Annotated in this window: 29 protein-coding genes; 22 read left to right on the top strand and 7 right to left on the bottom strand. The window is 50.8% G+C overall.

All coding sequences use genetic code 11. The features are described 5' to 3' along the window. Positions 1-50: 50 nt before the first annotated feature. The 3 genes from BM323_RS13780 to BM323_RS24335 form a co-directional block, all read right to left on the bottom strand. Positions 51-1,409 (bottom strand): MFS transporter, encoded by a 1,359-nt coding sequence (locus tag BM323_RS13780; protein WP_091003883.1) that lies wholly within the window; start codon positions 1,407-1,409, stop codon positions 51-53. Positions 1,410-1,600: 191 nt separating this feature from the next. Then, positions 1,601-1,780 (bottom strand): hypothetical protein, encoded by a 180-nt coding sequence (locus tag BM323_RS13775; RefSeq protein ID WP_091003882.1) that lies wholly within the window; start codon positions 1,778-1,780, stop codon positions 1,601-1,603. Positions 1,781-2,390: 610 nt separating this feature from the next. Next, complete coding sequence (locus BM323_RS24335) at positions 2,391-2,669, bottom strand: hypothetical protein (protein WP_139221421.1); 279 nt, start codon at positions 2,667-2,669, stop codon at positions 2,391-2,393. Between the two features lie 318 nt (positions 2,670-2,987). Between BM323_RS24335 and BM323_RS13765 the strand changes: the two genes are divergently transcribed. The 6 genes from BM323_RS13765 (at position 2,988) to BM323_RS13740 (ending at position 6,238) form a co-directional block, all read left to right on the top strand. Further along, entirely contained in the window at positions 2,988-3,584 is a 597-nt protein-coding gene (locus BM323_RS13765; protein ID WP_091003880.1) for a hypothetical protein, read from the top strand. 74 nt (positions 3,585-3,658) lie between these two features. Continuing rightward, complete coding sequence (locus BM323_RS13760; protein WP_091003879.1) at positions 3,659-3,943, top strand: hypothetical protein; 285 nt, start codon at positions 3,659-3,661, stop codon at positions 3,941-3,943. Positions 3,944-4,009: 66 nt separating this feature from the next. Beyond that, positions 4,010-4,711, top strand: coding sequence for an antitermination protein Q (locus tag BM323_RS13755; RefSeq protein WP_091003878.1), 702 nt, complete (start codon positions 4,010-4,012; stop codon positions 4,709-4,711). A gap of 260 nt (positions 4,712-4,971) precedes the next feature. Further along, positions 4,972-5,277 (top strand): class II holin family protein, encoded by a 306-nt coding sequence (locus tag BM323_RS13750; RefSeq protein ID WP_369689752.1) that lies wholly within the window; start codon positions 4,972-4,974, stop codon positions 5,275-5,277. A gap of 63 nt (positions 5,278-5,340) precedes the next feature. Continuing rightward, the gene (locus tag BM323_RS13745; protein ID WP_371515166.1) at positions 5,341-5,784 is read left to right on the top strand and encodes a lysozyme; all 444 of its coding nucleotides are present in this window, start codon (positions 5,341-5,343) and stop codon (positions 5,782-5,784) included. Further along, positions 5,774-6,238: a lysis protein gene (locus tag BM323_RS13740; RefSeq protein WP_091003876.1), complete on the top strand. Its 465-nt coding sequence runs from the start codon at positions 5,774-5,776 to the stop codon at positions 6,236-6,238. Before BM323_RS13745 ends, BM323_RS13740 begins: the two co-directional genes overlap by 11 nt. On the opposite strand, the gene BM323_RS13735 is transcribed toward BM323_RS13740, so the two are convergent. Continuing rightward, entirely contained in the window at positions 6,231-6,821 is a 591-nt protein-coding gene (locus BM323_RS13735; protein WP_139221420.1) for a hypothetical protein, read from the bottom strand. The genes BM323_RS13740 and BM323_RS13735 overlap by 8 nt on opposite strands. Before the next feature lie 25 nt (positions 6,822-6,846). Between BM323_RS13735 and BM323_RS13730 the strand changes: the two genes are divergently transcribed. From BM323_RS13730 to BM323_RS13665, 14 genes are all read left to right on the top strand, one after another. Further along, the gene (locus BM323_RS13730) at positions 6,847-7,416 is read left to right on the top strand and encodes a terminase small subunit (RefSeq protein WP_091003873.1); all 570 of its coding nucleotides are present in this window, start codon (positions 6,847-6,849) and stop codon (positions 7,414-7,416) included. Continuing rightward, entirely contained in the window at positions 7,403-8,875 is a 1,473-nt protein-coding gene (locus BM323_RS13725) for a phage terminase large subunit family protein (RefSeq protein ID WP_091003870.1), read from the top strand. The genes BM323_RS13730 and BM323_RS13725 overlap by 14 nt, the downstream gene beginning before the upstream one ends. Positions 8,876-8,947: 72 nt before the next feature. Continuing rightward, entirely contained in the window at positions 8,948-10,288 is a 1,341-nt protein-coding gene (locus tag BM323_RS13720) for a DUF4055 domain-containing protein (RefSeq protein WP_091003869.1), read from the top strand. Positions 10,289-10,393: 105 nt separating this feature from the next. Continuing rightward, on the top strand, positions 10,394-11,146 hold the full coding sequence (locus BM323_RS13715) for a DUF6651 domain-containing protein (RefSeq protein ID WP_091003868.1): 753 nt from the start codon (positions 10,394-10,396) through the stop codon (positions 11,144-11,146). Positions 11,147-11,159: 13 nt separating this feature from the next. Beyond that, the gene (locus BM323_RS13710) at positions 11,160-12,290 is read left to right on the top strand and encodes a P22 phage major capsid protein family protein (RefSeq protein ID WP_091003867.1); all 1,131 of its coding nucleotides are present in this window, start codon (positions 11,160-11,162) and stop codon (positions 12,288-12,290) included. Positions 12,291-12,336: 46 nt separating this feature from the next. Further along, entirely contained in the window at positions 12,337-12,729 is a 393-nt protein-coding gene (locus BM323_RS13705; RefSeq protein ID WP_091003866.1) for a hypothetical protein, read from the top strand. A gap of 1 nt (position 12,730) precedes the next feature. Further along, the gene (locus BM323_RS13700) at positions 12,731-13,372 is read left to right on the top strand and encodes a hypothetical protein (RefSeq protein WP_091003865.1); all 642 of its coding nucleotides are present in this window, start codon (positions 12,731-12,733) and stop codon (positions 13,370-13,372) included. 1 nt (position 13,373) lies between these two features. After that, positions 13,374-14,177, top strand: a complete 804-nt coding sequence (locus BM323_RS13695; RefSeq protein ID WP_091003862.1) for a hypothetical protein — start codon at positions 13,374-13,376, stop codon at positions 14,175-14,177. A gap of 41 nt (positions 14,178-14,218) precedes the next feature. Continuing rightward, positions 14,219-15,772 carry a phage tail protein gene (locus BM323_RS13690; protein ID WP_091003859.1) on the top strand — a complete coding sequence of 518 codons (1,554 nt, stop codon included), beginning with the start codon at positions 14,219-14,221 and terminating at the stop codon, positions 15,770-15,772. Positions 15,773-15,803: 31 nt separating this feature from the next. Continuing rightward, positions 15,804-16,235: a hypothetical protein gene (locus tag BM323_RS13685; RefSeq protein WP_091003855.1), complete on the top strand. Its 432-nt coding sequence runs from the start codon at positions 15,804-15,806 to the stop codon at positions 16,233-16,235. Positions 16,236-16,244: 9 nt separating this feature from the next. Then, complete coding sequence (locus BM323_RS13680) at positions 16,245-16,622, top strand: hypothetical protein (protein WP_091003852.1); 378 nt, start codon at positions 16,245-16,247, stop codon at positions 16,620-16,622. 169 nt (positions 16,623-16,791) lie between these two features. Continuing rightward, positions 16,792-17,280: a phage virion morphogenesis protein gene (locus BM323_RS13675; protein ID WP_139221419.1), complete on the top strand. Its 489-nt coding sequence runs from the start codon at positions 16,792-16,794 to the stop codon at positions 17,278-17,280. Positions 17,281-17,394: 114 nt separating this feature from the next. Beyond that, a complete protein-coding gene (locus BM323_RS13670; protein ID WP_091003846.1) occupies positions 17,395-18,054 on the top strand; it encodes a thioredoxin domain-containing protein in 660 nt (219 codons plus the stop codon). A gap of 90 nt (positions 18,055-18,144) precedes the next feature. Next, positions 18,145-18,516 carry a hypothetical protein gene (locus BM323_RS13665; protein ID WP_139221418.1) on the top strand — a complete coding sequence of 124 codons (372 nt, stop codon included), beginning with the start codon at positions 18,145-18,147 and terminating at the stop codon, positions 18,514-18,516. Positions 18,517-18,694: 178 nt separating this feature from the next. On the opposite strand, the gene BM323_RS13660 is transcribed toward BM323_RS13665, so the two are convergent. Genes BM323_RS13660 through BM323_RS24330 form a run of 3 tightly spaced genes read right to left on the bottom strand, consistent with a single transcriptional unit; the run spans position 18,695 to position 20,031 of the window. Further along, the gene (locus BM323_RS13660) at positions 18,695-19,120 is read right to left on the bottom strand and encodes a hypothetical protein (RefSeq protein ID WP_091003840.1); all 426 of its coding nucleotides are present in this window, start codon (positions 19,118-19,120) and stop codon (positions 18,695-18,697) included. Then, on the bottom strand, positions 19,107-19,724 hold the full coding sequence (locus BM323_RS13655) for a toxin-antitoxin system HicB family antitoxin (protein ID WP_175501708.1): 618 nt from the start codon (positions 19,722-19,724) through the stop codon (positions 19,107-19,109). The genes BM323_RS13660 and BM323_RS13655 overlap by 14 nt, the downstream gene beginning before the upstream one ends. After that, positions 19,711-20,031 (bottom strand): hypothetical protein, encoded by a 321-nt coding sequence (locus tag BM323_RS24330; protein ID WP_139221417.1) that lies wholly within the window; start codon positions 20,029-20,031, stop codon positions 19,711-19,713. The genes BM323_RS13655 and BM323_RS24330 overlap by 14 nt, the downstream gene beginning before the upstream one ends. A 1,037-nt stretch (positions 20,032-21,068) precedes the next feature. Here BM323_RS24330 and BM323_RS13640 point away from each other — a divergent pair. Both BM323_RS13640 and BM323_RS13635 read left to right on the top strand, forming a co-directional pair. After that, positions 21,069-21,338: a hypothetical protein gene (locus tag BM323_RS13640; protein ID WP_254773270.1), complete on the top strand. Its 270-nt coding sequence runs from the start codon at positions 21,069-21,071 to the stop codon at positions 21,336-21,338. Positions 21,339-21,385: 47 nt separating this feature from the next. After that, a complete protein-coding gene (locus BM323_RS13635) occupies positions 21,386-23,536 on the top strand; it encodes a hypothetical protein (RefSeq protein WP_091003829.1) in 2,151 nt (716 codons plus the stop codon). Positions 23,537-23,734 lie beyond the last annotated feature (198 nt).

The raw sequence follows: 23,734 nt of genomic DNA, 5'->3' as shown, positions 1-23,734 counted from the left end.
ATGATTGAAGTCACCCGGCGACAAATCTCATCTTCCCAGGTTTTATGGCTTTAATGAGGCTTTGCCGATATGTATCGCCAGTAGCTGACTGCAAGAGAAAAGAAGGAAAAGCACGCTCCTGTTATGAGGCTGCAGTTGATTGGATCATTCACATTGATGTTAAAAAACAGTGCAACCAGTGCTGAACCCACAATCTGACCCAGGAGCCTCGAGCTTCCTAACAGACCGCTGGCGACGCTGGTATTTTCATCGTTTACTGAAGTCATGATGAGATAGTTATTCGGTGACTGAAAAAGTCCGAAGCCCGCACCACATAGCGCGACTCGCCAGATAATATCAATATTTCCGGGTAGCACCGGCAGGGCAGCGGTCAGCAGCATGCCGGCAAACAACAACCCAAGACCTGCGGCTCCAATGATATTACAGTCATATTTTTTCAGCAGATTGCCTGCCAGAACCGAAGTAAACATTGTTGCCAGTGGCCAGGCAGTCAGAAGTAACCCTGTTGACACGATATCGCGATGAAGCACATTGTGAAGGTAGAAGGGCAGCGATACATAGGCCAGCAGTTGTGTTGCATAGGAGAGCGCTGACATCAGAAGTGAGAGGCTTAACGTTTTACTGTGGAAGACGGCTACAGGTATCAGCGCCTTTTCGACCTTGTGCTTCTGGTTCAGGTAAAACGTTTCCAGCAACAATACAAAAACAATCAGGCTCCCCATCGCAAAAAACATTTTTTGCCGCGTCAGACCGAAAACAGTGCATGAGAAAAGGAGACCAAGCATAAATACGATGATGGCTCCTGTGCGATCAAACGATCCCTTTTCAGCCGGGCTCTTATTCAGAAAGACTACGCTAATCAGTAACGATAACGCCGCAACAGGTACATTGATGGTGAAAAGCCAGTTCCAGCTCGCCACAGCAAGGATGGCAGAGGCAATAGATGGCCCGGCAGCTGCGGCAACTGAGACCAGCATAACGTTCACGCCCAAACCTCTGCCCAGCAGGCTTGCGGGATAGATAGCTTTGATCAGGGCAGCATTCACGCTCAAAATCGCCGCTGCACTGAAACCCTGTACCACGCGAAATACCGTCAGCATTTCCAGACTTTCAGATAACGCGCAGCCCAGTGATGACAGCGCGAATAAGAGTACGCCTGTATTAAATACGCGCGTGATACCCACGGATTTTCCCAGTGCCGCCAGTGGAAGCAGTGATGCGACCACGGCAAACTGATAAGCATTGACGATCAGAATGGAGTTGGACTCACTGATTGAAAACTCTCGCGCAATCACAGGGAGCGCGACATTAGCGATTGTACTGTCGAGCATCGCAATGACCGTGCTTAACGATACTGCAATGATGGCCATCAGGTTCAGTGTGTTACCCGTGCTAACATCCTTATTCATGGTTTTCCTTGGTCGTATCGGGTTAGTGAGAGAAATATTTAAACCTGAATATTTCCCTCACGGACACGGGTGAACGGTTCTGGAACTGGCAAATGATGTCGGGACAATACACATATTTGCGCACACGAGATGCGTAATCCTGAATTTATCAGGTTTAGCATGAAGGATTAGGCAACTCGTAGAGCAGCAGGTTAATCTCGCCCGCGATTAGGATATGAGAAAAGCATGACGTTGATGGCGACATTGAGGCATGTGCAAATAATGCAAATCGTAAGTTGTTCATCAGGAAATAACTGGCACAGCTTTTCACATACATTCAGGCAGGTATAGATTGTCGCTGCGATAGTCCAGCCTTTGATAAAGTAATCCATGTGTAATTCTCCTGCAGAGGGCCAGAAATTCTGCTTTCTGATATTGAAAGCCTCCACCTGTTAAGCAAAGGCAGTGAAATTTCTCAGGGTTGTGTTAACGCTGTTATGAGCTAACTCACTTTTTGATGTTAATTTTTTCGGATTTAATCTTTTTTGTCTGAAAAGGCTAGTGTGAGTCATTTCTGGTTAAGTTATCTGAATTTTACTGAAGGGTAAATATTGAGTGCTCGTGGCAGTACTGATGTTTTGTTGTGGATTTTTTATGCAGAATTAAATAACCTGAGTGTGTTACTGTTGTCTGGGGGATATTATGCCAGACCTGTAAAGCCTCATGATTTGAAGTCTTTAAGATAAACTTAAACGCATTTATTAGTGTGCCCGGCTTGATGCCGGGGGGATTGGACAGCGGACTATGAAGGCACAGGTCAGATGTTGTCTGTTATCTGGCTGCAGATGTTTCTATGGGGGCGTTCAGGGCATAACGGCATCAGGGCTCTTGCCGGGCAAGATAAATTGTTCATCCTCGGCAGCGCTACATGCATAATTAAAAAAATATTCCCCGAATGCACTTTCTTCACGCCCGCGCTTTGTCATGAAGCGAAAAGCGCAGTTATCCTCTGTAACTACTGCTGTTTTGATTTTGTCCCTTTTTTAAATCTTTAAGTTTTTGGTGCTTTCGATTGGGATCCAGTCGATGGGATTTTGCCTCATCACCAAAGATATTTTTATCAGGCACTGCAAAGATAAAATTTTCATACCCTTCTATGTAACCGGAATGGATCGAATGAACAGCGTGAGGGTTTAGCCATAAATTATTATCAGGCTCGGCAGTGCATTTAGTCAGTGAATATAATGAGAGAACGAGCGTGTAGACCATTTTTTTAAACATGATGATTCATCTGGTTACTATTAATGGGCGAAGGGATTTTATGTCAGAGTTATGCTCCTGGTCAATTCATCCGTTATGAATTATCTAAGAGTTACACCTGTATGTTTCTCTTAAAAAACTCATAGATAAAGTTTGATGTTTTCTGCAATAGCATGAATTCAATATCCTTAATTTGTTTTATAGAGGGTGCGTCAGGATGTAACAATTGGTCAGGCAACCTCATGATGTATTGATTGAGTGGAATTATCATGTTCTCATCATTATTCCGGGGCAGTATAAATAAGCTCTTCAACTCGACAGGTTAGGGAAGATATTATAATGCTCAGCAAAAATGGTTACCTTCTTGTGCTCGGTGAGCGAAATATTGAAACATTGGGTTTTTTCAGTCTTATTGATGACCTGAGTTATCTGCATTCAACGCATGCCGTTTATGTCCGGGATGAGCGTGATTTTTTCAGAAGGCAGCCCTGTTTTCGCGAAGATGTTAGCTTCAGCGCGATCGTGTGCATTTCAGCGAACATATTCTTTCCAGAATGGTTTAATACTTTCCTCTTTCTGCAAAGAAAAACGCTTGGGCGGATTTTGATTTATATCAATGATGAGAGTTATGTGTGTGACGGAAAAAAACGGCTTATCAGCAGGGTAGCTCACGCTGATTGCATCCTGTATTCAACTATGCCGGTTAACAGCCTCAGATTTGCACTCGTGGATGCATTGAATGGCCGAATAAGAAACGATCACGCATGCCACCTGTCGTTGCGCGAACTTTCAATTATCGATGGTTACATCAAGGGTGTTAAAGCTCCTGCCCAGTCCGTCCTGTTAAACGTAAATGTCAAAACCATTTACCAGCATAGAAAAAACTGCGCTAACAAACTCGGCCTGAAAAGCCTTAAAGACCTGACCAGAATGTAAGACAATGCAACCCATACATCCACGATTTCCGGTTAATGTTTTCATCAGAAGTTATGCATGTTCAGGAGAGCATCGTGCCTTTAGTCAACATTTATAAGACAGACTGGTTCAAAGTGCTTTGCGACATCAGCAGGGCCGGGTTCTCGCTTCAGACCATTGCTTACGAACTGGATGTCGCTACCTCAACACTCATCGGCTGGAAGCAGGGCGCAAGCCCTCGCCATCATACGGGTGAAGCTCTGATAGATATCTGGATGAACGTGACTGGCAGGGACCGAAAGGAGTTACCCAGGGTTGTCTGCAAGCGGGCGTTTATCCACAAACCGCTTTGCATCGTTTCACCTCATTCAGAAAAGTGAACGTCTTCATCGCTACAGTCCGTTGCCTGTATCACTTCATTCCTGATGCAGTGCAACGGAGTCAACATGAATCTCGAACACCTGATCAAGTTTCACAACCCCAAATCTGTATCGCGTGGAGATGTGCCGTCGAAAGGCTCATGTTCATCGCTTGCCACCAGTGATGTGATGGCTGCAGCAGGCATGCTGCAGCACCGTGCGGCGCTGGGCTATGCAGCCTTTGCAGGAAAAATGAATCTGAGCAAAACTGAATCGCAGCGTGCGGTGAGCCTTCTGAGTATTTATGCGCGGGAGCAGGCGCAACATATTCCTGCGCTCAATAAGTTGACGCCGGCAGTCAGAATATCAGTCATTAACCACATGTCGGTGTGTGCTTTTATGGAGTTTGCACGCAGTGCTGCCACTGAGAATCAATGTCCTGTCTGTCGTGGAAAAGGCATTCTTGATAATGGCCTGTGCCCGTGCTGCAAAGGTAAACGGAAAGTTCGCGCTGCCTGTCCATCCTGTAAGGGCCGTGGCGAAGCCGTCAATCGCCGCGAGTCAAAGCTGCGGGGTGTACCCGTTTACCAGCCCTGCAAGCGTTGTAGTGGGCGAGGGTTTAGCCGGATCCCTTCAACCCATATTTTTGGCATTATTAGTCACATCACTACCGAAATATCGCTGGATACATGGCACAAAAGCGTCAAATCATTCTATGAAAGTCTCGTAACCAAACTACTGACGGAAGAATCATGGGCGGAGAAGCAACTAAAACAAATCACTAAGTAGTAAGCGATATGTTTTCTGGCGATTATATAGCTCACTATTTACATTTCCATTTTTTGTGGTATCTTGCCCCCAACCGTGGGGTGTTGCCCTTCAGAAAACTACGCGGGATCGGTAGTGTGCCTGATAATCTTTTTCATCACGCCTTCGTTTTCACCATAATATTCTGCACAACTTCTCTCGATGCCAATTTCCTCATGGCATTCACGATCTGAGCCTCGCTTGAAAGCGGGGCTTTTTGCTTTCTGCATCCAGCAAATGATATGGCCTTAGGCGATATTCATTTTCCTGGTGTATCTGCGCCTCACCTTAACGAGTTTGGGCTCATGACTTTCACAATGGACAGGCTTACCTCTGGCGCTGCTTACAGTACTTCGGCAGGGCTGGTATCCAATGGCATTCTGAGCTGGCTCAGCCCGGATGAATGGAGTGCCTTTGGCGTGCTGACCGGTATCGCACTTGCACTCCTAACACTGATGATTAACTGGTTTTATAAGCGAAAAGTGACACTAGCCCAGATTGAGGCCCTACACTACAAATCTTGCGATAAAGATCCGCGCGAGGAATAAACCCTGGCCATACCACAAGCACTGCGCCAAAAACTGATTGCTGCTGCTGGCGGCGGGGCGCTGATGATTGCCACCGTATTGCTCAGTGGCAGAACCGGTATTGAAGGGCGGGTTTATGAGCCTTATCTTGATGTGACTGGTGTCCTGACGGTTTGCGACGGTCATACGGGGGACGATATTGTCAGAGGTAAAAGGTATACCGATCGCGAATGCGAACGCCTGACGTGGAATGACCTGCAGCCAGTCAGGCGAACGGTTGATGACCTGGTAAGCGTGCCGCTCAACGAGTACCAACGGGCAGCACTGTACAGTTTTACTTATAACGTCGGTACTGAAGCCTTCTCAAAATCCACCCTTCTGAAAAAGCTCAATACAGGCGACCAAAGCGGAGCGTGCGATGAATTACGCCACTGGGTATACGCCGGTGGCATGAAGTGGAAAGGCCTGATGAACCGCCGCGATATGGAGCGTTCTCTCTGCCTGGCGGGTGGTGCAGATGACCTTTAATTCCGGTGTAGTTATCACATCGATTGCCTTAAGCAGCGCACTAATGGCAGGCTCAATAGCCATTTATTACCGCAGCAATGCCATCATCTACCAGAGCGAGCGCGACAAAGCGACAGATGCACTTCAGTCAGGAAATGCAAAGATAGATGACATGCAGGTTCGCCAGCGCGATGTTGCTGCGCTCGATGCAAAATACACAAGGGACTTAGCCGATGCTCAGGCAACTATTGACCAGCTGCACGATGATGTTGCTACTGGCAAGCGCCGGTTGCAGCTCAACGTCAAACGTTACAGGGCAAAAGCCACCGGCACCTCCTGCGTGGATGATGCTGCCAGCCCCCGATCTGATGACGCCCTTGAACGCAATTATTTCACTCTCAGACGTCGAATCGAAGTTGCCGGAAAGCAAATAGCCGGCTTGCAGCAGTACATTAGGGAACAATGCCTTAAGTAGATTTCATTGTGAACTGATGATAGGCGTGAAGCTGATAGAAACCTAAAGTTTCCCCGGTTGTACGGCGTATCAGGGACGATATCAGAATCATTAGTTTGACGCGGTTTGGAGTTTCAGAATCTTTTAAATGATAGGTGGCTCTTTTACTGCCATCCTCATTGAAGAACTCAGCGGCTTCTTCAGCTAAGGAAACCTTGTCTTCTCCGCCTATTGATTTGACATGCGAAGACAAAGATTCAATGACGCTATTTTCTATGAAATCATTTTGGATTTTATGTGCAAGGTTGTTCCTTAATAGGTTTAGCTTGTCCAATGCCTTAAAGGTAGGCAAGGGAAGACCAAGCTTGGCTGCCAACTCTAACTTTTTAAAATAATTTAATTTGAATGCCCTGCCTTCCTTCGGTTCGGTGTCGAATAAATCTTCTCTTCGGATTGCTGAACAAATAAAAGCTTCAAGAAAACTTTCGGTAACGAGATGAAGCCTCAGCACAACACCCAAATCGTCAGTGCTGTCAGTAGACGCAATGAAGGCATTCCTTACAGCGTCTGTATCAAACAGCTTGCGAAATATAAAAAGATTCATAGCGAAATAATCCCAAAGGTTAAATATGGCACTCACGGACAAACAAGAGATGTTCTGTCGCGAGTACCTCATCGATTTAAACGCCTCACAGGCCGCCATTCGGGCTGGTTACAGTCAGAAAACAGCAAGCCGCATGGGATCTGAAAACCTCTCTAAACCTGATATTGCGAAGCGCATCATTGAACTTAAATCAGCGCGAAATGAAAGGGTAGAGATTAATGCAGATTACGTTCTGCAGCGGTTGGTTCAGATCGATGAAATGGACGTACTCGACATCCTGAAAGACGACGGTGGCCTTAAACTTGTTCATGAGTGGCCAAAAGTCTGGCGCACGACACTGAGTGGCCTGGATGTGCTGACGACCGTCACTAACTTCGACGAAACCACCACTGAAAACATACTCAAAAAAATCAAGTGGCCGGATAAAGTGAAGAACCTGGAATTGCTGGGTAAGCACATTGCAGTGCAGGCCTTCAGAGAGCAGGCCACGCATGCGCTGACGGGCAAGGATGGTGGTCCAGTTGAAGTTAAGCTGCTCTCCCGCGAGGAATACCGGCAGGCACGCCGGGAAATGTTAGAGGATGACGACTGCTGACTATAAGACCGCTGCACGCCGTATAGAGTGTGAAGAGGACGGGATGTACTTCGCCCGCTACTTCTTCAGGCAGCGCACCGGCAGCAGAATGATTGTGGCACCACATCATCAGGTCATACAGCAGACGCTGGACCGGGTGATTGATGGTGACATCCAGCGACTAATCATCAACGTTCCACCGGGCTACACCAAGACCGAACTGGCCACCATCAACATGATGGGCCGGGGGCTGGCGCTGAACCGCCGCGCGCGCTTCATGCATCTTTCCTATTCCCACAACCTGGCGTTACTGAACTCCTCTACAACGCGCAGCATCGTGAAGTCAGCAGCCTATCAGGCCATGTGGCCTATGGCACTTCGCGATGATGCGGACAGTAAAGCCATGTGGTGGACCGAATATGGCGGCGGGGTGTATGCCTCGTCGGCTGCGGGACAGGTTACCGGCTTTCGTGCCGGGCACATGGAGCCTGGCTGGCAGGGCGCGCTCATAATTGATGACGCAGTAAAGCCTGACGACGCCTACAGCGAAATTATCCGCGACGGGGTAAATACCCGCTTTAACGAAACTATCCGCTCCCGTCTGGCCATTGAGACCACGCCTATCGTGGTCATCATGCAGCGTATCCACTATCACGACCTGAGCGGTTATCTGCTGCGGGGTGGCAGCGGTGAAGAGTGGCATCACCTGAATCTGCCGGTGATTATCGATAACAGTCAGTCTTACAGCGCGCTTTACCCTGAGAACACTCACGCGATACCGATTGACCACGGGCTCCCTGACGGCTGGCTGTGGCCATACAAGCATAACGAGTCGCACCGGGTTTCCCTGTTTTCACACCGCCGCACTGCCGAAGCGCAGTACATGCAGCGTCCGCGCCGGTTTAATGCTGAAGGCGCACTGTGGACAGAAACCATGGTGTCGGGTGCCCGAGCGCTGGAGATTGCGCTTCAGCCGTCCCGTACCGTTGTGGCTATCGACCCACAGGCCACCAACAGCGAAGAGAGTGACGAAACGGGCATTGTCGTGGCGAGCAGCTACGGGCGCGGTAATGACCGGCTGTTCTCCGCTGATGCTGATTATTCGGGGAAATACTCGCCCAATGGCTGGGCGAAGCGTGCCATCCGGGCTTATGAGGAGCACTGGGCTGAAGCCATCGTTATCGAAACCAATCAGGGCGGTGACATGGCGGAAGATACGCTGCGTAATGCGGGCTATCGCGGGCGCATCATTCGCGTCCATGCCAGTAAGGGCAAATTTGCCCGCGCTGAACCTATCTCGGCGCTATATGAACAGGGGCGGGTGGCGCACCGTGGCAATCTTTATCAGCTGGAGAATCAGCTGCTGGAGTACGTACCTGCCACCGCTAAAAAATCACCGGATCGCCTCGATGCGCTGGTTTGGGCCATTACTGAGCTGTTCCAGCCAAAAGGCACAACAGTCCGTCCATTCACTGCATAACTGAATATCATCATGAACAACGACGTCCGGAAGCGATCGCCCAGAATTGAGTCGATGGCCGGATGCTGGCCCATGATCAGCGCACTGCTGGGTGGCACGGCGGCAATGCGTAAGGCAGGAAAAACGTATCTGCCACGGTGGCCCAACGAAGAAGATGCGTTCTATCAGAACCGCCTGAGTACGGCCACGCTGTTTCCGGCGTTCAGCCGAACCGTTGAAGTGCTCAGCGGCAAACCCTTCTCCCGCCCGGTGACCTGGGATGAGAAGGTTGTGCCTGCCCGCATCCGAGAAATGTTCGCCGATATCGACCTGCAGGGTACAAATCTGCACTCGTTTCTGGCTGACATCTGTGAAGAGGCGATGGCGTATGGCCTGTGTGGCATTCTGGTTGAGCACCCGCCCTCAAATAATCGCATTTCTCTGGCTGAGGAACGTCACCGGGGGCTGCGTCCTTACTTCGTGAAGGTGACCGCCAACAGCCTGCTGGACTTCGACTCCGAACGAGTCAATGGTCAGGAGACGTTCACCATGCTGCGCTTTGTCGAGACGGTGAGCGAGCGCGATCCGGACAATGAATTTGTTGTTAAAAACATTGAACAGGTCAGGGTGCTGAACCCCGGCCGCTGGCGTGTTTACCGTGAAAAACCCAATACCACAACCGGTACTCTGGAGTGGCAGCTGCACGATGAGGGTAAAACCAGCCTGCAAAAAATCACCTTTGTCCCGGTTTATGGCGATAAGCGTGGTTTCATGCACGGCAGGCCGCCGCTGACTGAGCTTGCATGGCTCAATGTCGAGCACTGGCAGTCCCGCAGTGACCAGCAGACCATTTTGCACGTGGCGCGGGTGCCGGTCCTGTTTGGTAAAAAACTCGGCGATGGGCCGATATCTGTTGGGGCTGCGTCTGCCATCATGGCTGAAGAAGACGATGCAGACCTGCGCTATGTCGAGCACAGCGGTAAAGCCATCGAAGCCGGGCGCACTGACATTCTCGACCTTGAGGAGAAGATGCGTCAGATAGGGGCGGAATTGCTGGTGATTAAACCCGGCCACCGAACCGTGGTGCAGACGCTGGCAGATAACGAGGCGGGTACCAGTGCTCTGCAGCGTATGGTCTGTGACCTGACCGATGCATCTCGTCTGGCGCTGCAGTACCTGGCTGAATGGATCGGGGAAAACGACGGCGGTCACGTCACGATATTCAGCGACTTTGGTGCCACCACACTCGCCGAAGCCTCAGCAGACTTCCTGGTGGGCATGCATAAAGCCCGGGCTTTGTCAGATGAAACGCTGTTCAACGAAATTCAGCGCCGTGGTTTGATAAACAGCGAACTCCGCTGGACGGATGAACTGCTACGTATCCGCGCCATGCCGCCACCCAATAAAGATAAGCCGGTACCAGACCCGGTTTAACCTTCTCAGGCCTGTGCAAACGCATGGGCCTTTTTTATTGCCGACCGCTGCGGATGCAGCTCGGCGCCACGAGCCGGATGGCTCTTACCCGGTTGGATGACCTGTATGAAACTTAAACTCGATGAGAACGGCAATGTTGTCGTGAACGATGGTAAACCTGTGTACATGCAGGATGACGGCAAAGAAATCGTATTCGATGCGCCGGGCACTCTGCAGACCATCTCGCGCCTGAATGGCGAGGCGAGGTCGCACCGCGAACGTGCGGAGACGGCGGAGACCGCGCTTAAGACGTTCGACGGCATCACTGATCCGGCCGCTGCGCTGGCGGCGCTGGAAACCGTTAAAAACCTGGAAGACAAAACGCTGGTGGATGCTGGTGAAATCGAAAAGGTGCGTACAGAAGCAGTTCGTGCAGTAGAAGAGAAATACGCCCCGATCGTCAAAGAGCGCGACGACCTGTGCGAAAAGCTCACTGCGGAAAAAATCGGTGGGAGTTTTGCCCGTTCTAAATTCATCGCCGAGAAGATGAGTATCCCGGCTGACCTCGTGGAAGCCCGTTTTGGCAGTAACTTCCAGTTAGTCGGTGACGCTGTCACGGCGTTTGATCGTGAAGGCAATAAAATCTTCAGTGCAATCAAGCCTGGCGAAGCAGCCAGCTTCGATGAAGCGTTGGGCATTCTCGTTGAGCACTATCCCTACAAAGACCAGATCCTCAAGGGCACCGGCGCATCAGGCGGCGGCTCCAGTGGAGGCAATGGGAACACCAACCCGAATACGCTTACCCGTGAACAGTTCGAAACACTCAGCCCTCAGGAGCAGAGCGAACGAGCGTGCGCGGGTGTGCAGATTACTGATTAACAGGGCACTCTGAATGTCTAATACCCTAACGCAACTTATTCCCGACTTGTATCAGTCGCTCGATATAGTGTCGCGCGAACTGGCAGGGTTTATTCCCTCCGTCACGCTTGATGCATCGGCGGAACGTGCGGCTCTTAACCAGCCGATCCGTATTCCGCTGACGCCTGCAGCCAAAGCAGATGATGTGACGCCCGGCCAGTTACCACCCGATAACGGCGATCAGATTATTGATAATGTGCCGCTGACCATCACCAAATCCCGCATGGTGCCGTTCCGCTGGGAAGGCGAGCAACAGAAAGGCATCAAATCGGGACCAGGCTACCACGGTATTCGCCGCGACCAGGTCACTCAGGCGATGCGTACGCTGGTTAATGAAATCGAAGTCGACCTGGGACAGCTCTTTCGTCGCGCCTCACGTGCGGCGGGTGAGGCGGGTAAAACGCCTTTCAAAGACACGCTTACCGATACGGCACAGGTGCGTAAAATTCTCACCGATAACGGTGCACCGCTCAGTGACCTGCAATGTGTTATCGACACGACTGCAGGTGCAGCACTGCGCACCATGGCGCAGCTGACCAGAGCCAACGAAGCGGGCACCACATCGCTGCGTGCGCAGGGCACACTGCTCGAATTGCATGGCTTCACGTTGCGCGAGTCGGCGGGGGTGGCTTCACTGAATGGCCAGGCAGGTGCAGCCTCTAAACTGGCCGGAGATGAAAAAATTGCTGTCGGTTCCACATTTATCCCCTTAGCGATCACATCCCAGCAGGCTTCCCTGGGTGATGTTCTTGTTGCCGGCAATCATAAATATGTCATTGCTAAGGTGGACTCTGAAAAAGGGGTGCATATTTTTGCGCCTGGCGTACGTGAAGAGATACTGAAAGGAACCGAGCTTAAAGTCGTCGGTAAGTTCACGGCCAACTTTGCTTTCAGCCGTTCTGCGATCATCCTCGCTACACGTGCGCCCGCGCTGCCTGAAGAGGGGGATATGGCAGACGACCGTATCATGATCACCGACCCACGCACCAACATGTCATTCGAAGTCTCGATGTATAAGCAATACCGCCGTGTTCGTTATGAAATCGCTGCTGCGTGGGGATGTCAGAACATCAAACCTGAACACACCGCCGTTTTGCTGGGCTAGCCTTTAGCTGCCATTTCCGGTGACATCTCACTGAATGAGGTATCTCATGCTGACTCCCCAACAGCAGGCGGACGCACGCCGTTATATGGGCTATCCGATGCTGGGTGATACCATTCCCGACGATCGCTCAGATGTGGCGTACGCACAGGTCACCTCCGGACGCTATCAGACGCTGGCGCATCGACTGAACACGCTGCGGGATGAGGAGGAACTAATAGTGGCAAGTTTCCTCATTACGCTGGCGGGGCTGGAGAGTGGCATTGCCCGCGCTGCGGAAAATCTCGATACGGATAAAGCAGCGGTATGGCAGCGCAACCGATCTGAAGTGGCCGATCGCACACGCCTCTACAACCAGTGGCGACGTCAGTTGTGCGGCTTGCTGGGCATCACTCCCGGTCCTTCGCTGGGCGATAGCTCAGCACGACTGGTCAGGAGCTGATATGGATGCGTTACAGCTTTCAGTAAGGGTAAGCATGGGTAATCGCAAGGCAGCAAAACGTCTTGGCAGTATCGCCCGGCATTACCGGGCAGTGAACCCGTTCAGCCCGCTCAAAACGGAACCATTGCAGGTGCTTGCAGCGTCCTTCACGACTGATTACGGCTACATGCGTGCTGCGCGTTTTGGTCAGGCCGCCCGCATTGGTATCTTTGACGCGGCGGGGTTCGAGGCAGGCGATATCCTGGTGTCCACAGAGGGGACCTTTTACGTGGCAGCCATGCCGCTGTTACAACCCATCCTGTGTGTCAAAGCCGAGCGGCTTGTCAGCATCAGGCGAACTATTCAGTCAGGTTCCGATACCGGGCTGCAGGATTACGGTGGCACGACTGCAGCAAATGGAGCGCTCATCATGTCCGGCTGGCCCGCCAATATTCTGCTGAGCCGGGGCGGTGAGCACAGCCCGCTGAAGCTGCCGGGTGAAACGCGCAGCGCGTGGCATAACATTATGATGCCCGCGTTCAGAGGCGTCTTTGTTCATGCCGGGGATTTTATAACGGATGACGCCGGGCATCGTTTTGTCATCAGCGGCTCGGAGCTTACCGACATGGGCTGGCGTCTGACAGCGCTTCAGGTGACGGTGTAGCATGGCCAGTACCGATGATGTTGCCCGTTACCTGGCCCGTCGGGTAGCCGAGGTGGTGTATCCGGGTGGCAGCCGGTTACCCGGTATTGTTAACCCCTCAGTGAAAATCTATCCGGGCTGGCCGGTGCCGGGAACACTGCAGCAGGATATTGATAACGGTGGTGTGCACATCTCCGTCTGGCCGCTGCCGATAGAGCGTAAAATCAGCACGGCGCTTGGCAGGCCGTTCCGTTTGATGGCTAAGGGCAAACCGACACTGCAGTTCACAGTGAACGGCACCGCGATAAGTGTTACAGGTGTGGCGTCGGCACTTACAAACGTGCTGATAACCCTAAACAGGAAAACGTTCAGTTTCCATTTCCGGGCGGGAACCACGGCTGGACGGGCAATTCACGCGCTGTCTGTAGCACTGCCGAAGTCATTCACTGTGCTCAGCAGTGTATGTATCCCGCTGGCAGAGCATCTCAGTATTTCAGTTACCACCGCGGGCACGGCTGTAAAAGAGCTGCGCAGGCAGATAAAGGATTTTCATATTACTGTATGGGCACCCACGCCCGGCCTTCGGGACCGCATCGGCAGCGCCATTGATACGGCGCTCTCTGAACAGTGCCACATTGATTTAAACGACGGCGCGCCCGCGCAGCTCCTTTATGCCCGGCAGTTAGATTCGGACAGGTCAGAGAACTGGCATGTTTACCGGCGCGACCTGATTTTCAGCGTGAATTACGCCACCACCCGGACCATCACCGCACCTGAGGTGACACAGTTTGAGGTCACCCTGAACGGGCACCAGACCAAGCGATAACCCTTTTTCCAGCATCAGCTCACTCATCCGGAGTCTCTCTCATGCCGATTTATTCAACCGGCGACCTCAACACGTCTGCACTCACGGCACCTGACCTTTATGTTCAGGTTGTCCCGCCCCGGGCCCGTTACATTAATGGTGTACCCACCGACGGGCTGGGGCTGGTGGGTGTGGCATGCTGGGGGCCGGTTAACAGCGCCTTTTGTATCCTTTCTGATAACGACATGGCCTTCTTTCTGGGCGCGCCTAAAGACCGCCAGTATGACTTGGCCACGGCGGCTGCCATTTCACTGCAGCTCGGTGCCACAAACCTGAACTGTGTGCGTGTGACAAACGGTCAGGATAAAGCGGCCAGTGGCAGACTCTGTGAAAATGCCAATAAATCAGGCCTGCTGCTTACGGCACTGTACAGCGGCACGCGCGGTAATCAGATCAGCGCAGGCATCAGTAACGGTACCGCCGTCGGTTCACGAAAGCTCACCATCAGCCTGCCGGGTGTCAGTGCTGAGGTCTTCGATAACCTGAAAGGTGAAGGGGATGCGATGTGGAAAGCCATGGCAGAGGCGGTGAACCACGGGCAGATGAATATTCGCGGTCCCAGCCAGCTAGTCAGGGCAAAAGTCACCGAGTCAGAGGCGACGACGCCGTCACCGGCTACTGAGGTCACCCTGAGTGGCGGTACCGATGGCGTAACAGGAATTAATGACACAATTCTCCTTGGTCAGGACGGTATTGATACCCCTCGTAAAGGCATGTTTGCCTTGCGAGGTACCAACTCGCAGGTCATCAACCTGATTGATGTGACGGATAAAAATTGCTGGCCTTCGATGGCTGCGTTTGCGGAGTCAGAAGGGGCATATATCATCACCCAGGGCGGTGTTTCCACCGACTACAAAACCCTGTCTGAAGAGCTTAACAGTTCTGGTGTGGATGACTGGCACCTGAAACTGATTGTGGGCGACTGGCCGTCCTGGAAAGACACTTCCAACGGGATTAACCGGCTGATTGCGCCAGCCACCTTCGAAGCGGCGAATATTGCATCCCGATCACCGCATATCTCCACCCTGAACAAACGTATCCCTGGCATTATTGCCACGGAGCGCCAGCAGGCGGGGCGTCCCTATTCAGTACCGGAAATCGGCGCGATTAACTCAGCGCGTCTTGATGTCATCACCAATCCCTGTCCGGGCGGCCATTACTTTGGCATGCGCTCGGGGCGGAATACCTCATCCAACCCGACCCAGAATGATGACACTTACACCCGCATGACCAACTTCCTGTCGCTGACGATTGCGGTAAGCTTTGGTGGCGTGGTGGGTGACAACCAGACGGTGGATTTGCGCCGGGAAACGAAAAGCACGCTGGAGTCATTCCTGTCAAACCTGGAAGGGCTGAAGATGATCGGCGATCCGAACGGCGGGCCGGCTTTCTCAGTGCGCCTCGATGCGACCAACAACCCGGATTCCCGCGTTGCGCTGGGCTATATGACGGCCGATGTGCAGGTCAAATATCTGAATGTGGTGCGCTATTTCCTGGTGAATATGGAAGGGGGCGGCAGCGTGTCCATCTCCGTCTCAAACGACTCACACCGCTAATGCCGCTGCGCTATTAATCCGGAGATAAACCATGCCAACCCTTGGCTATACCGTGGGCCGCGATATCGCTGTTGATATCAATACGCACACGGGCAAGCTGCGCATTCCCAAAATAATGAGCTTTGACTCAAAGCCGCAGGTTTCGACACAGAAGATTACCCCGCTCAACGGCATTACTGATGAATTACAAATCCCTGTTGGCTGGCATGGGACCATTACGGCTGAACGTATGGATGCCACGCTGGATGACTTCTGGGCGAAGTGGGAAGAGAACTACTACAACGGTATTGATCAGCCGCGCGGCACCATTACTGAAACCATCACTGAAGCGAATGGCACGGTCAGCGTGTTCCGCTATGAAGGGGTGTCATTTCACCTCACCGATGCCGGCAACAAGCAGGGTGAGAAAACCGTCAACCAGACGCTGACGTTCACAGCCAGCCGTCGTAAAAAAGTTAACTGAGGTTACTGAGTGAAAGTCACAGTCCATGAAAAACCGAGATCTGATGAACCCTCCGTTGCTGTACTAAATCAGGTAACTGACACTCGCGGTCGCGTTATCCGCTATCGCGAGCTTGACCCGTTACAGGAATCACGTCTGATTCTGGCAATTGGCGCGCAGGCCGCAATGAACCCGGTTTATGTGAATGTGTATGCCATTCCTGCAGCGCGGGTCTCAGACATTGATGGGGATGAGTACCCCATTCCTCAGACGCAGGCTCAGGTAGATGCCATGATCAGCATTCTGGGGCGCGAGGGCATGGACGCGCTGGCCACCCAATTTTTCCCGACCGGAGACTGCAATCAAGGTGATGACATTCACAGGACCGCCACAAAAAACTCGCCCTGAACCCTGATTTTCGCAGTCGTTGCTGGCTGCTGAAGAACGGGGTTCCATTCTCAATGGTATTTGATGTGACAGAGATGGTGACGCACGAACGGCACGCGATGGCGATCGTCTTTTCAGAGCTGGAAGGGGCGCAGTTCAACTGGCAGACATGGGCCTGGGAGAAACAGACGTGAAAGAGTTAGATGGATTCCTCGCTGCGGCACTGCAATTTGCGGCGCTGGAAGTCACGCTGCACAAGCGACTGGCTGACGGACTCGAAAACGTCGCAGAATCTATCGCACAGACCGCGAAAGATGAAATCGGTTTTTATCAGCCGGCGGTGGGTCCTTTTCAGGACTGGGCTCCGCTGGCTGAGAGTACCGAAGAGGACAAGGCGAGAAAAGGCTTTCCACTGGAAGCTCCGCTTCTGCGTACCGGTGAGTTCCGCGATACGTGGGAGCATGAGATCAGTGGTTTCGAGGCGGTGGTAGGTTCAAAAGATAAAAGAGCTCCCTGGTTTGAATTCGGTACCGTCAATATGCCTCCTCGTCCGGTGCTTGGCCCGGCAGTCATCCACAATGAGCGCACCATCCGCCGGATACTGGGGCGTGCTGCAGTTACGGGTATCACTGAAGGCACCGCCATCCACAGTGTTATGGGATATGACCGCCAGATATAAATCCCGCCACGAAACTTCATCGCCAAACTTAAGTCAAATTAGCGCCTCAATGTCATTACGGCCAATAGTTGACCTTCTCACGGGGCCGGCCGATGAACTGTTTCGGGAGTAATTATGCTGAAAGCCCTGATTGTCCCAATGATTTTACTGCCTGCTTTACCTGCACCTGCGCAGATTGTTTCCATCGCACCAGGTCACATCCATCGCGTGCCTGCTCCGGAGCTGGTGGCATATACCCCCGAAAGGGTTCCGGAGACGGAGGCATTAATTCGCAGCAACCTGCTTGATGATCCGCATTCACCGCGAGTCGGGGCGCTGCAACCGGCGCTGACGCTGGTATGTTTTACCGATTACAGTTGCAAAGCCTGTAAAGGCCTGGATGAAAAACTGCATCGGCTGCTGGCGCTGCATCCTCAGTTGGCTGTTACTTACAAATTCAGCCCATCCATGTTTCAGCCGCTTAACCCTTCGCGTATGGCTCTCACCTTATGGGAACAACAGCCCTCAACATTTGAGGCCTTTCATCGCTATCTGATGCGTTATCAGGGCTTACTGGATGATTACAGTATCCGGAATGCAGTCCGCTCTGCAGGCTCAACCATTTATCAACTCAGCCCGGATGTCACGCATACCCTGGCGCTGAACAAAGCATTGATGAAAAAACTCAACATCACTCATACGCCCGCGACCCTTATCGGCGACACCGTTTTGACGGGTGATGTGCCTTTCAGTGAACTTGAAGAGGCGGTGAAGCGCGCACAGACGGAAACATGATGAGTGAATACGAACGGAAAGCATATTTGCGGAAAACTTAATGCTGTCAGTGTCAGCTTATAGTCTCGGCATTTTTCGGGGCGAAAGAGTATGAACTCATTATCAGTATTATCTTTACTTGCGCTGACGATGGTTGGCGCTGGCATGGATGCGAATGACAGTGAAACCTACTACGGAGACAGCTGGGACAACACCATGGCTAAAATTCATGGAACATGCACACGTGTAACATGCCCGCCAGGTACACGCGTCGAAGTGGATGTGGTGCCAGGCGATACCGGTATCGCAGAAACCTGGGACAGAAAGGTCGTCGAACTGCTTAACCTGGTCGGAGTGACGTTCGTGGTGATGGGCACAGATGGACACTCTTCGTCTTCGTGGGTACGGGCGCCCGGCGGTGTGGCCTACAGCATTCAGTGGATGTTCCTGAAAAAAGTGGACGAGAAGAAACGCAAAAGTTAGAAAACAAAAAGTCCGGGAGTGATGGGTGGCCTAGGCGAGCAAAGTTGCGTGCAAAAATTATGATTAATGCAGACTTTAATGGCGATTTAAACCGAGGAACTATTTTGGAATGTTTTTTTAAGGGGAGTGATTGGATGTAATAAGCAGTTACCATGGCGACTGCTTATTAATTTTAGTGCTATTCTGATGTTTGTGCGTTAATAGGGCTAAGTGGCACTTTTACAGAGTTTAAACCAACATCCGCAAGGATTCTAATAAGCCTTGTTCTAAAATCAAGAAATACCATCGATGAACTTATTGCGGTTCTATCCTCATCGCTAATATTCTTGATTCTGTCAGCGTTAATAATGTCAAAGAGGTAATGTGTTTCAAAGGTTACTGAGACAAGTTCTTTTTGCGACTTATCCTCGAACACTTCGGTGCATGCTGAAAATTTCAAAACGTACTTATTAAGCTCAGACTTGTCTTGCCCATATGAAGATTGCAGGGTGAGCTTTATTTCTTTTTCACCCGGACAAACTGTGCTTCTATCGTAATTAGATATAAGCTTTTCAGGTCTGATTGATTTCAGACTCACGCTTTCAATAAAATCAACAGCTGACATGTTTATCGCCCTGCATGAAACTTACATTTAAACGTGCGAAAGATGGCTGACTTTGTGATTCATATTCAATTTCATCTTCCAGCAAGTAATTAACTTTTGATTGCATTGAAAATGCAGTCTTTCTGAATAATGTGGAGAAAATCGTTAAATGCATATCGCTATTTGTGGAGATTTTCTCAACTAACGTAGTCAGTTTCTGAATGTTTTGCTGGACAAAGTTAAGCTTATTGGTAGCTTCACTGAAGCCTGCCAATGCGATATTACTTTCTATCAACGATGAGAGGTAAGAATTAAGGCTTACCCCTTCAGACTCAGCCTCCACTACGGCTTTGTAGTGTGTGCTTTTACGCAAGCGAAGCGTGACTCTCCCACTTGCATTTTTTGATTCCCTATCGAAAACCAGTGGTGTCGGAAACTCACGACCTTCCTCAGCAAACACTCGCTGAGTCGTGCGAATAGAGTCTAAGACCAAAGACATGGCTTCTTCAGCTGAATCAGCATATTCCTCAACGTCAGGTAGCTCGGCCACACGACCAACAAAATAGTTTTCATCTTCAATAATCTCAAGTCTGACTGAGACTGTATATTCTTCAGCTTTGTGCATTCTCATTCTCATTTCTCTCCCACTCTTCGAATGTTCCTTTATAAGTTCGAAGAACACCAATGATCTTAACAACGTAAGGCAATTTCATTGGTCTACTTTGCTGGTGAGTGCAATCTACAGAAGTAGATTTGAAGTCTGTTTCATCACTCAGAGCAGCATGTGTGAAGATTCGGTGGTTATCTGTATCACCGGGAGTATCCTTAAACCCTAGGTCAGTCATCATAAGACGCAAACCTTGCTTACCCATACACGCTACAGATTTTTTCCTAGCGGTCAGATAGTCTATAGCATCTGATACTTTGCTCATAGTAGTTGACATCACCTGTAGTGTCACATTGAAAATTGTAAGCGATTCGATAGATGGCATCTTTTAGGACTAACACTTTAAATTGACAAAATTCACTTAACACTTAATGCATATCATTGATATCCAAGTTTATGTATTTAGCTACCAACGTCTAACTGTATGAATGTGAAGTGAATTAAGAATTATCCTAACTCATCTTTTCCTTGTCGCCTAGTCTAAAATGTGAGCAATGCTTACCGATATGGGGCAGTTGGCCATTTCTTATAGGCAAAGACGTAGAGCATGATGAAGTGAAGGCCCGGACAGGATAGCAGCAACGCCATTTTCCATCCGAAACCAGCTTTCTGAGCCATACGAAAGCAAGGGATGAACATCAGAAACCAGATGATTAGTGACAGGGCTGCGAGAGGGTTTGGCTTTTCCATTGAGAGTTCTCCATGAGTTGATTGCCTGAGATTATCGGCGAATAACGAGGATCATTTAGCCAAAATAACCTTTGATCATCTATCCCACATTAAGCCGTCTGAGAGTTATAGCCCACCTTCGTGGGCCATCAGTTTAGTTGCCGCCCGGGCGAGCGTCCGCAGAGCGGTTACCGCAACGTGAACCGTCTGCAGCAGTATCGTTGTTATGCTGACAATTACCCGCAAATGCGCTTACCGAAGCACCCATTGACAGAATGAGGCAAAAAATAGCCATTACCTTTTTCATCATGTTTCTCGCTGTGTGATTGTGTTGCCAAATGGCGAAATCACATTACGGCTGAGGCACAAAATTATCAATAAAATTTATGAGAATATTCCTAGTCGGCGCCGGGTTTCTCAAGTCCTCGTCAAAATTCATAAAAAGGTGGCTGATTGAAAAAGTCACTTCCGACTTAGTGGCAGAAGAGTTGGCTGATTTTTGCCTTTAGTCATTGATTAAAATTAAGCAATATATTGGTTCTTTATCACACGATTGCTGTGTGTCAGGTTGTTCTAATTTGTCCCTCTAATCATAAGGAGGGGTTCATGAAAACACGCAGTATCGCTTTTTCGATGGCCATGGCAATTAGTTTACTTTTTGTAGGCGCAGCAGAAGCGAAATCATCAAAACAAACCGACGATCAGATACGACAGCTCATCATCGAAGATTCAATCGCATCTTACCCTGGCGTCTGTGCTTGTCCGTTCAACTCCGCCCGTAATGGCAGTAGCTGTGGTAGAAGAAGTGCGTGGAGCAAGCAGGGCGGGTATGCCCCTATTTGCTACAAAAAAGAAGTTTCACGAGAGATGGTCGATGAATGGCGTAAAAGCCATGCAGCCTGACTAAACCCGCGAAAGCGGGTTTTTTATTGCCTGTTAACGGAGTGTCGATGGATATAGAAGCCTACAAAGTCGCCGTCAGGCTTAGTCTGACTGAAAACATCTCCGCTGGTTTACTGGCTGTCTCCCGCAGGTTTGCAGACACCCACCAGCAGGCTGCATTGTTTCAGGCTCAGATGAAACAGATCGGGAGAATGACGATCGCCGGTGGAGGTCTGACAGCTGTTGGCCTGGGTATTACAAAGGGACTGGATGCAACCCTTAAGGCTGCACGAGACCTGGTGCGCGCTCAGACTGATTTCCGCACGCTTAATCTTTCAGCTCAGGACAATGCCGCAGTGACGGGTCAGGCGCAGTTGCTGGCACACCAGACGCTGGGTACCACGATTGCAGGTAATATTCGCCTGATTCAGGACCTGCATACAGCCTTTGGTGATCTGCACCATGCCGTTGAGACCGCGCCAGAATTTGCCCGCTATGAAGCGACAGTACGTATGGCGCTTGGTAAAGGCGCAACTGACGGACTGGTCAATGCCGCAGCGAAGGCTTTAGAGCACCGTGGCGGTGCGGTGATTAATGATCCCGCCCGATTCCTGAATGAGCTGTCAATGATGTCTCAGGTACAGCTTGCATCTCGCGGGCGTGTCAGCCCGAAAGACTTTCTTGCCGCCTCGCAGACGGGCAAAGCCGCTTATATGATGCTCGATCCGCAATATCTGTATGGTCAGTTTGCTGGCCTGATGAGCATGGACAAAGGGGGTAACAAATCCGGTACTGCGCTTATGACAGCATTCAGTTCGCTGATTGGTGGGCACATGGACCGGAAGGCAAAGGGTTTGCTCGCTGAAATAGGCATGCTGGAAGAGGGTGTCAGTCCTGTACGACTGAAGATGATGCGCGAAGCTATGCGCAACATGTCGGCTGAAGAGAGGGATTTATACCGGCAGAGTCTTGGCAGTGAGTCCGTTACCAGTAGCGGTCTGAAGCCGGAGTATGCGAGGTTGTTTTCCCGCCCCGATAAACTTGCTGCCGTGATGGCGGATAAAATCCGACAGCGTTACGGCAGCGGGCTTACCGATGATGAAGTCGGAAACATGCTCGGTGAATACCTGAACCGTAACGCCGGACAGTTTTATGGCCAGCACATTAAGAATGCCGCTAAGCTGAGCAAAGACGCCAAGGTATTCCACCGTGCGCAGAGTTACAGCGCTGCTTACGACACTTATCTGAATTCACCTGACGGTGCCGCTGTTGGGCTCACGGCAGCCTGGACCAACCTGAAAGCCATCCTGGGCATCCAGCTGCTGCCCACGGTAACCAGCCTGACGTTGGGACTTACACGATTTATCGACAAGCTCAGCCAGTTCGCCGAAGACAATCCATGGGCCACCCGGATTGCGGCTTACTCTGCGACTGCGCTCGCGGGTCTGACACTGCTGTCCGGTGGCATTCTGTTGTTAAGTGCCACCATTGCCGGAGCAAGGCTGGTGGGCAGTCTCGGCGTTATAACTTCTGTTGCCGCCATGCTGGGTGGTCCGGTGACGCTGGCCATCGCAGCAGTTGCAGGTGCCAGCGTGCTGATTTACAGCAACTGGGCACGCATCCGTCCCGCGCTGACGGGAATGTGGAGAGAGTTCAGCGAAGTGGGCAGTACCACCTGGTCAGCAATAAAGGGGATGGGGCAGCATTTCATTGGCTGGTGGGAAGGCATTGAGAGCAGGGCGGATAAGTTCGGAGAAAGTATGCAGTCAGGCTTTAACCGGTTGTTTGACTACATCATCGGCCTGCTCAACAATCTGCCAGGCGTCAACATTCCGACAACGGCTCAACGCCAACTGAAGAAGAGCGCGTACACGCTGTACGATGATATTGAGGCCATAACCCGTGGTACACGCGTCTCCGGAACTCATTCAGCATTAGCGATCGCCATGGCAACGCAGGGAAGAAATAAGGGTGGGATAGATTATGCTAAAGGTATGCAGAGCTTACATCGCGGTAATGACGTCCCGCCAATGCCAGACAGAATTCAGCAGATGGTTCAGGTTCACAGCAAGGTCTATCTGGACAAAAAAGCAGTGGGCGAGGCCGTAACGCAACATCAGGTACGTGAGGCGACTCGTGCAACAGAAGGGAGTAGTAGGTTCGATCCATCTATGCTAATGACTCATCCGGGCCAGGTCAGCAATGTATTTATGCCTTGACTATTGTTAATTAAACTTCCCTTGCGCCGTACGGAACATAAGGAGAATGGCCGTATGATACTTATTTAATGACGAATCGTATTCAACATTAAAAGGTAATAAAGAAAGTTCATTGCCAAAATTGGTGATGAAATTACCAACAATAAAGAAGCTCTCTAATTCCTTAATTGCATATGACTGGAGAATTAAAAGGTCCTA

It is taken from the genome of Pantoea sp. YR525, from assembly GCF_900116775.1.
Taxonomy (GTDB): domain Bacteria; phylum Pseudomonadota; class Gammaproteobacteria; order Enterobacterales; family Enterobacteriaceae; genus Pantoea; species Pantoea symbiotica.
Note: the sequence above shows the minus strand (reverse complement) of the source record. Positions and strands in the feature narration are given on the sequence as shown.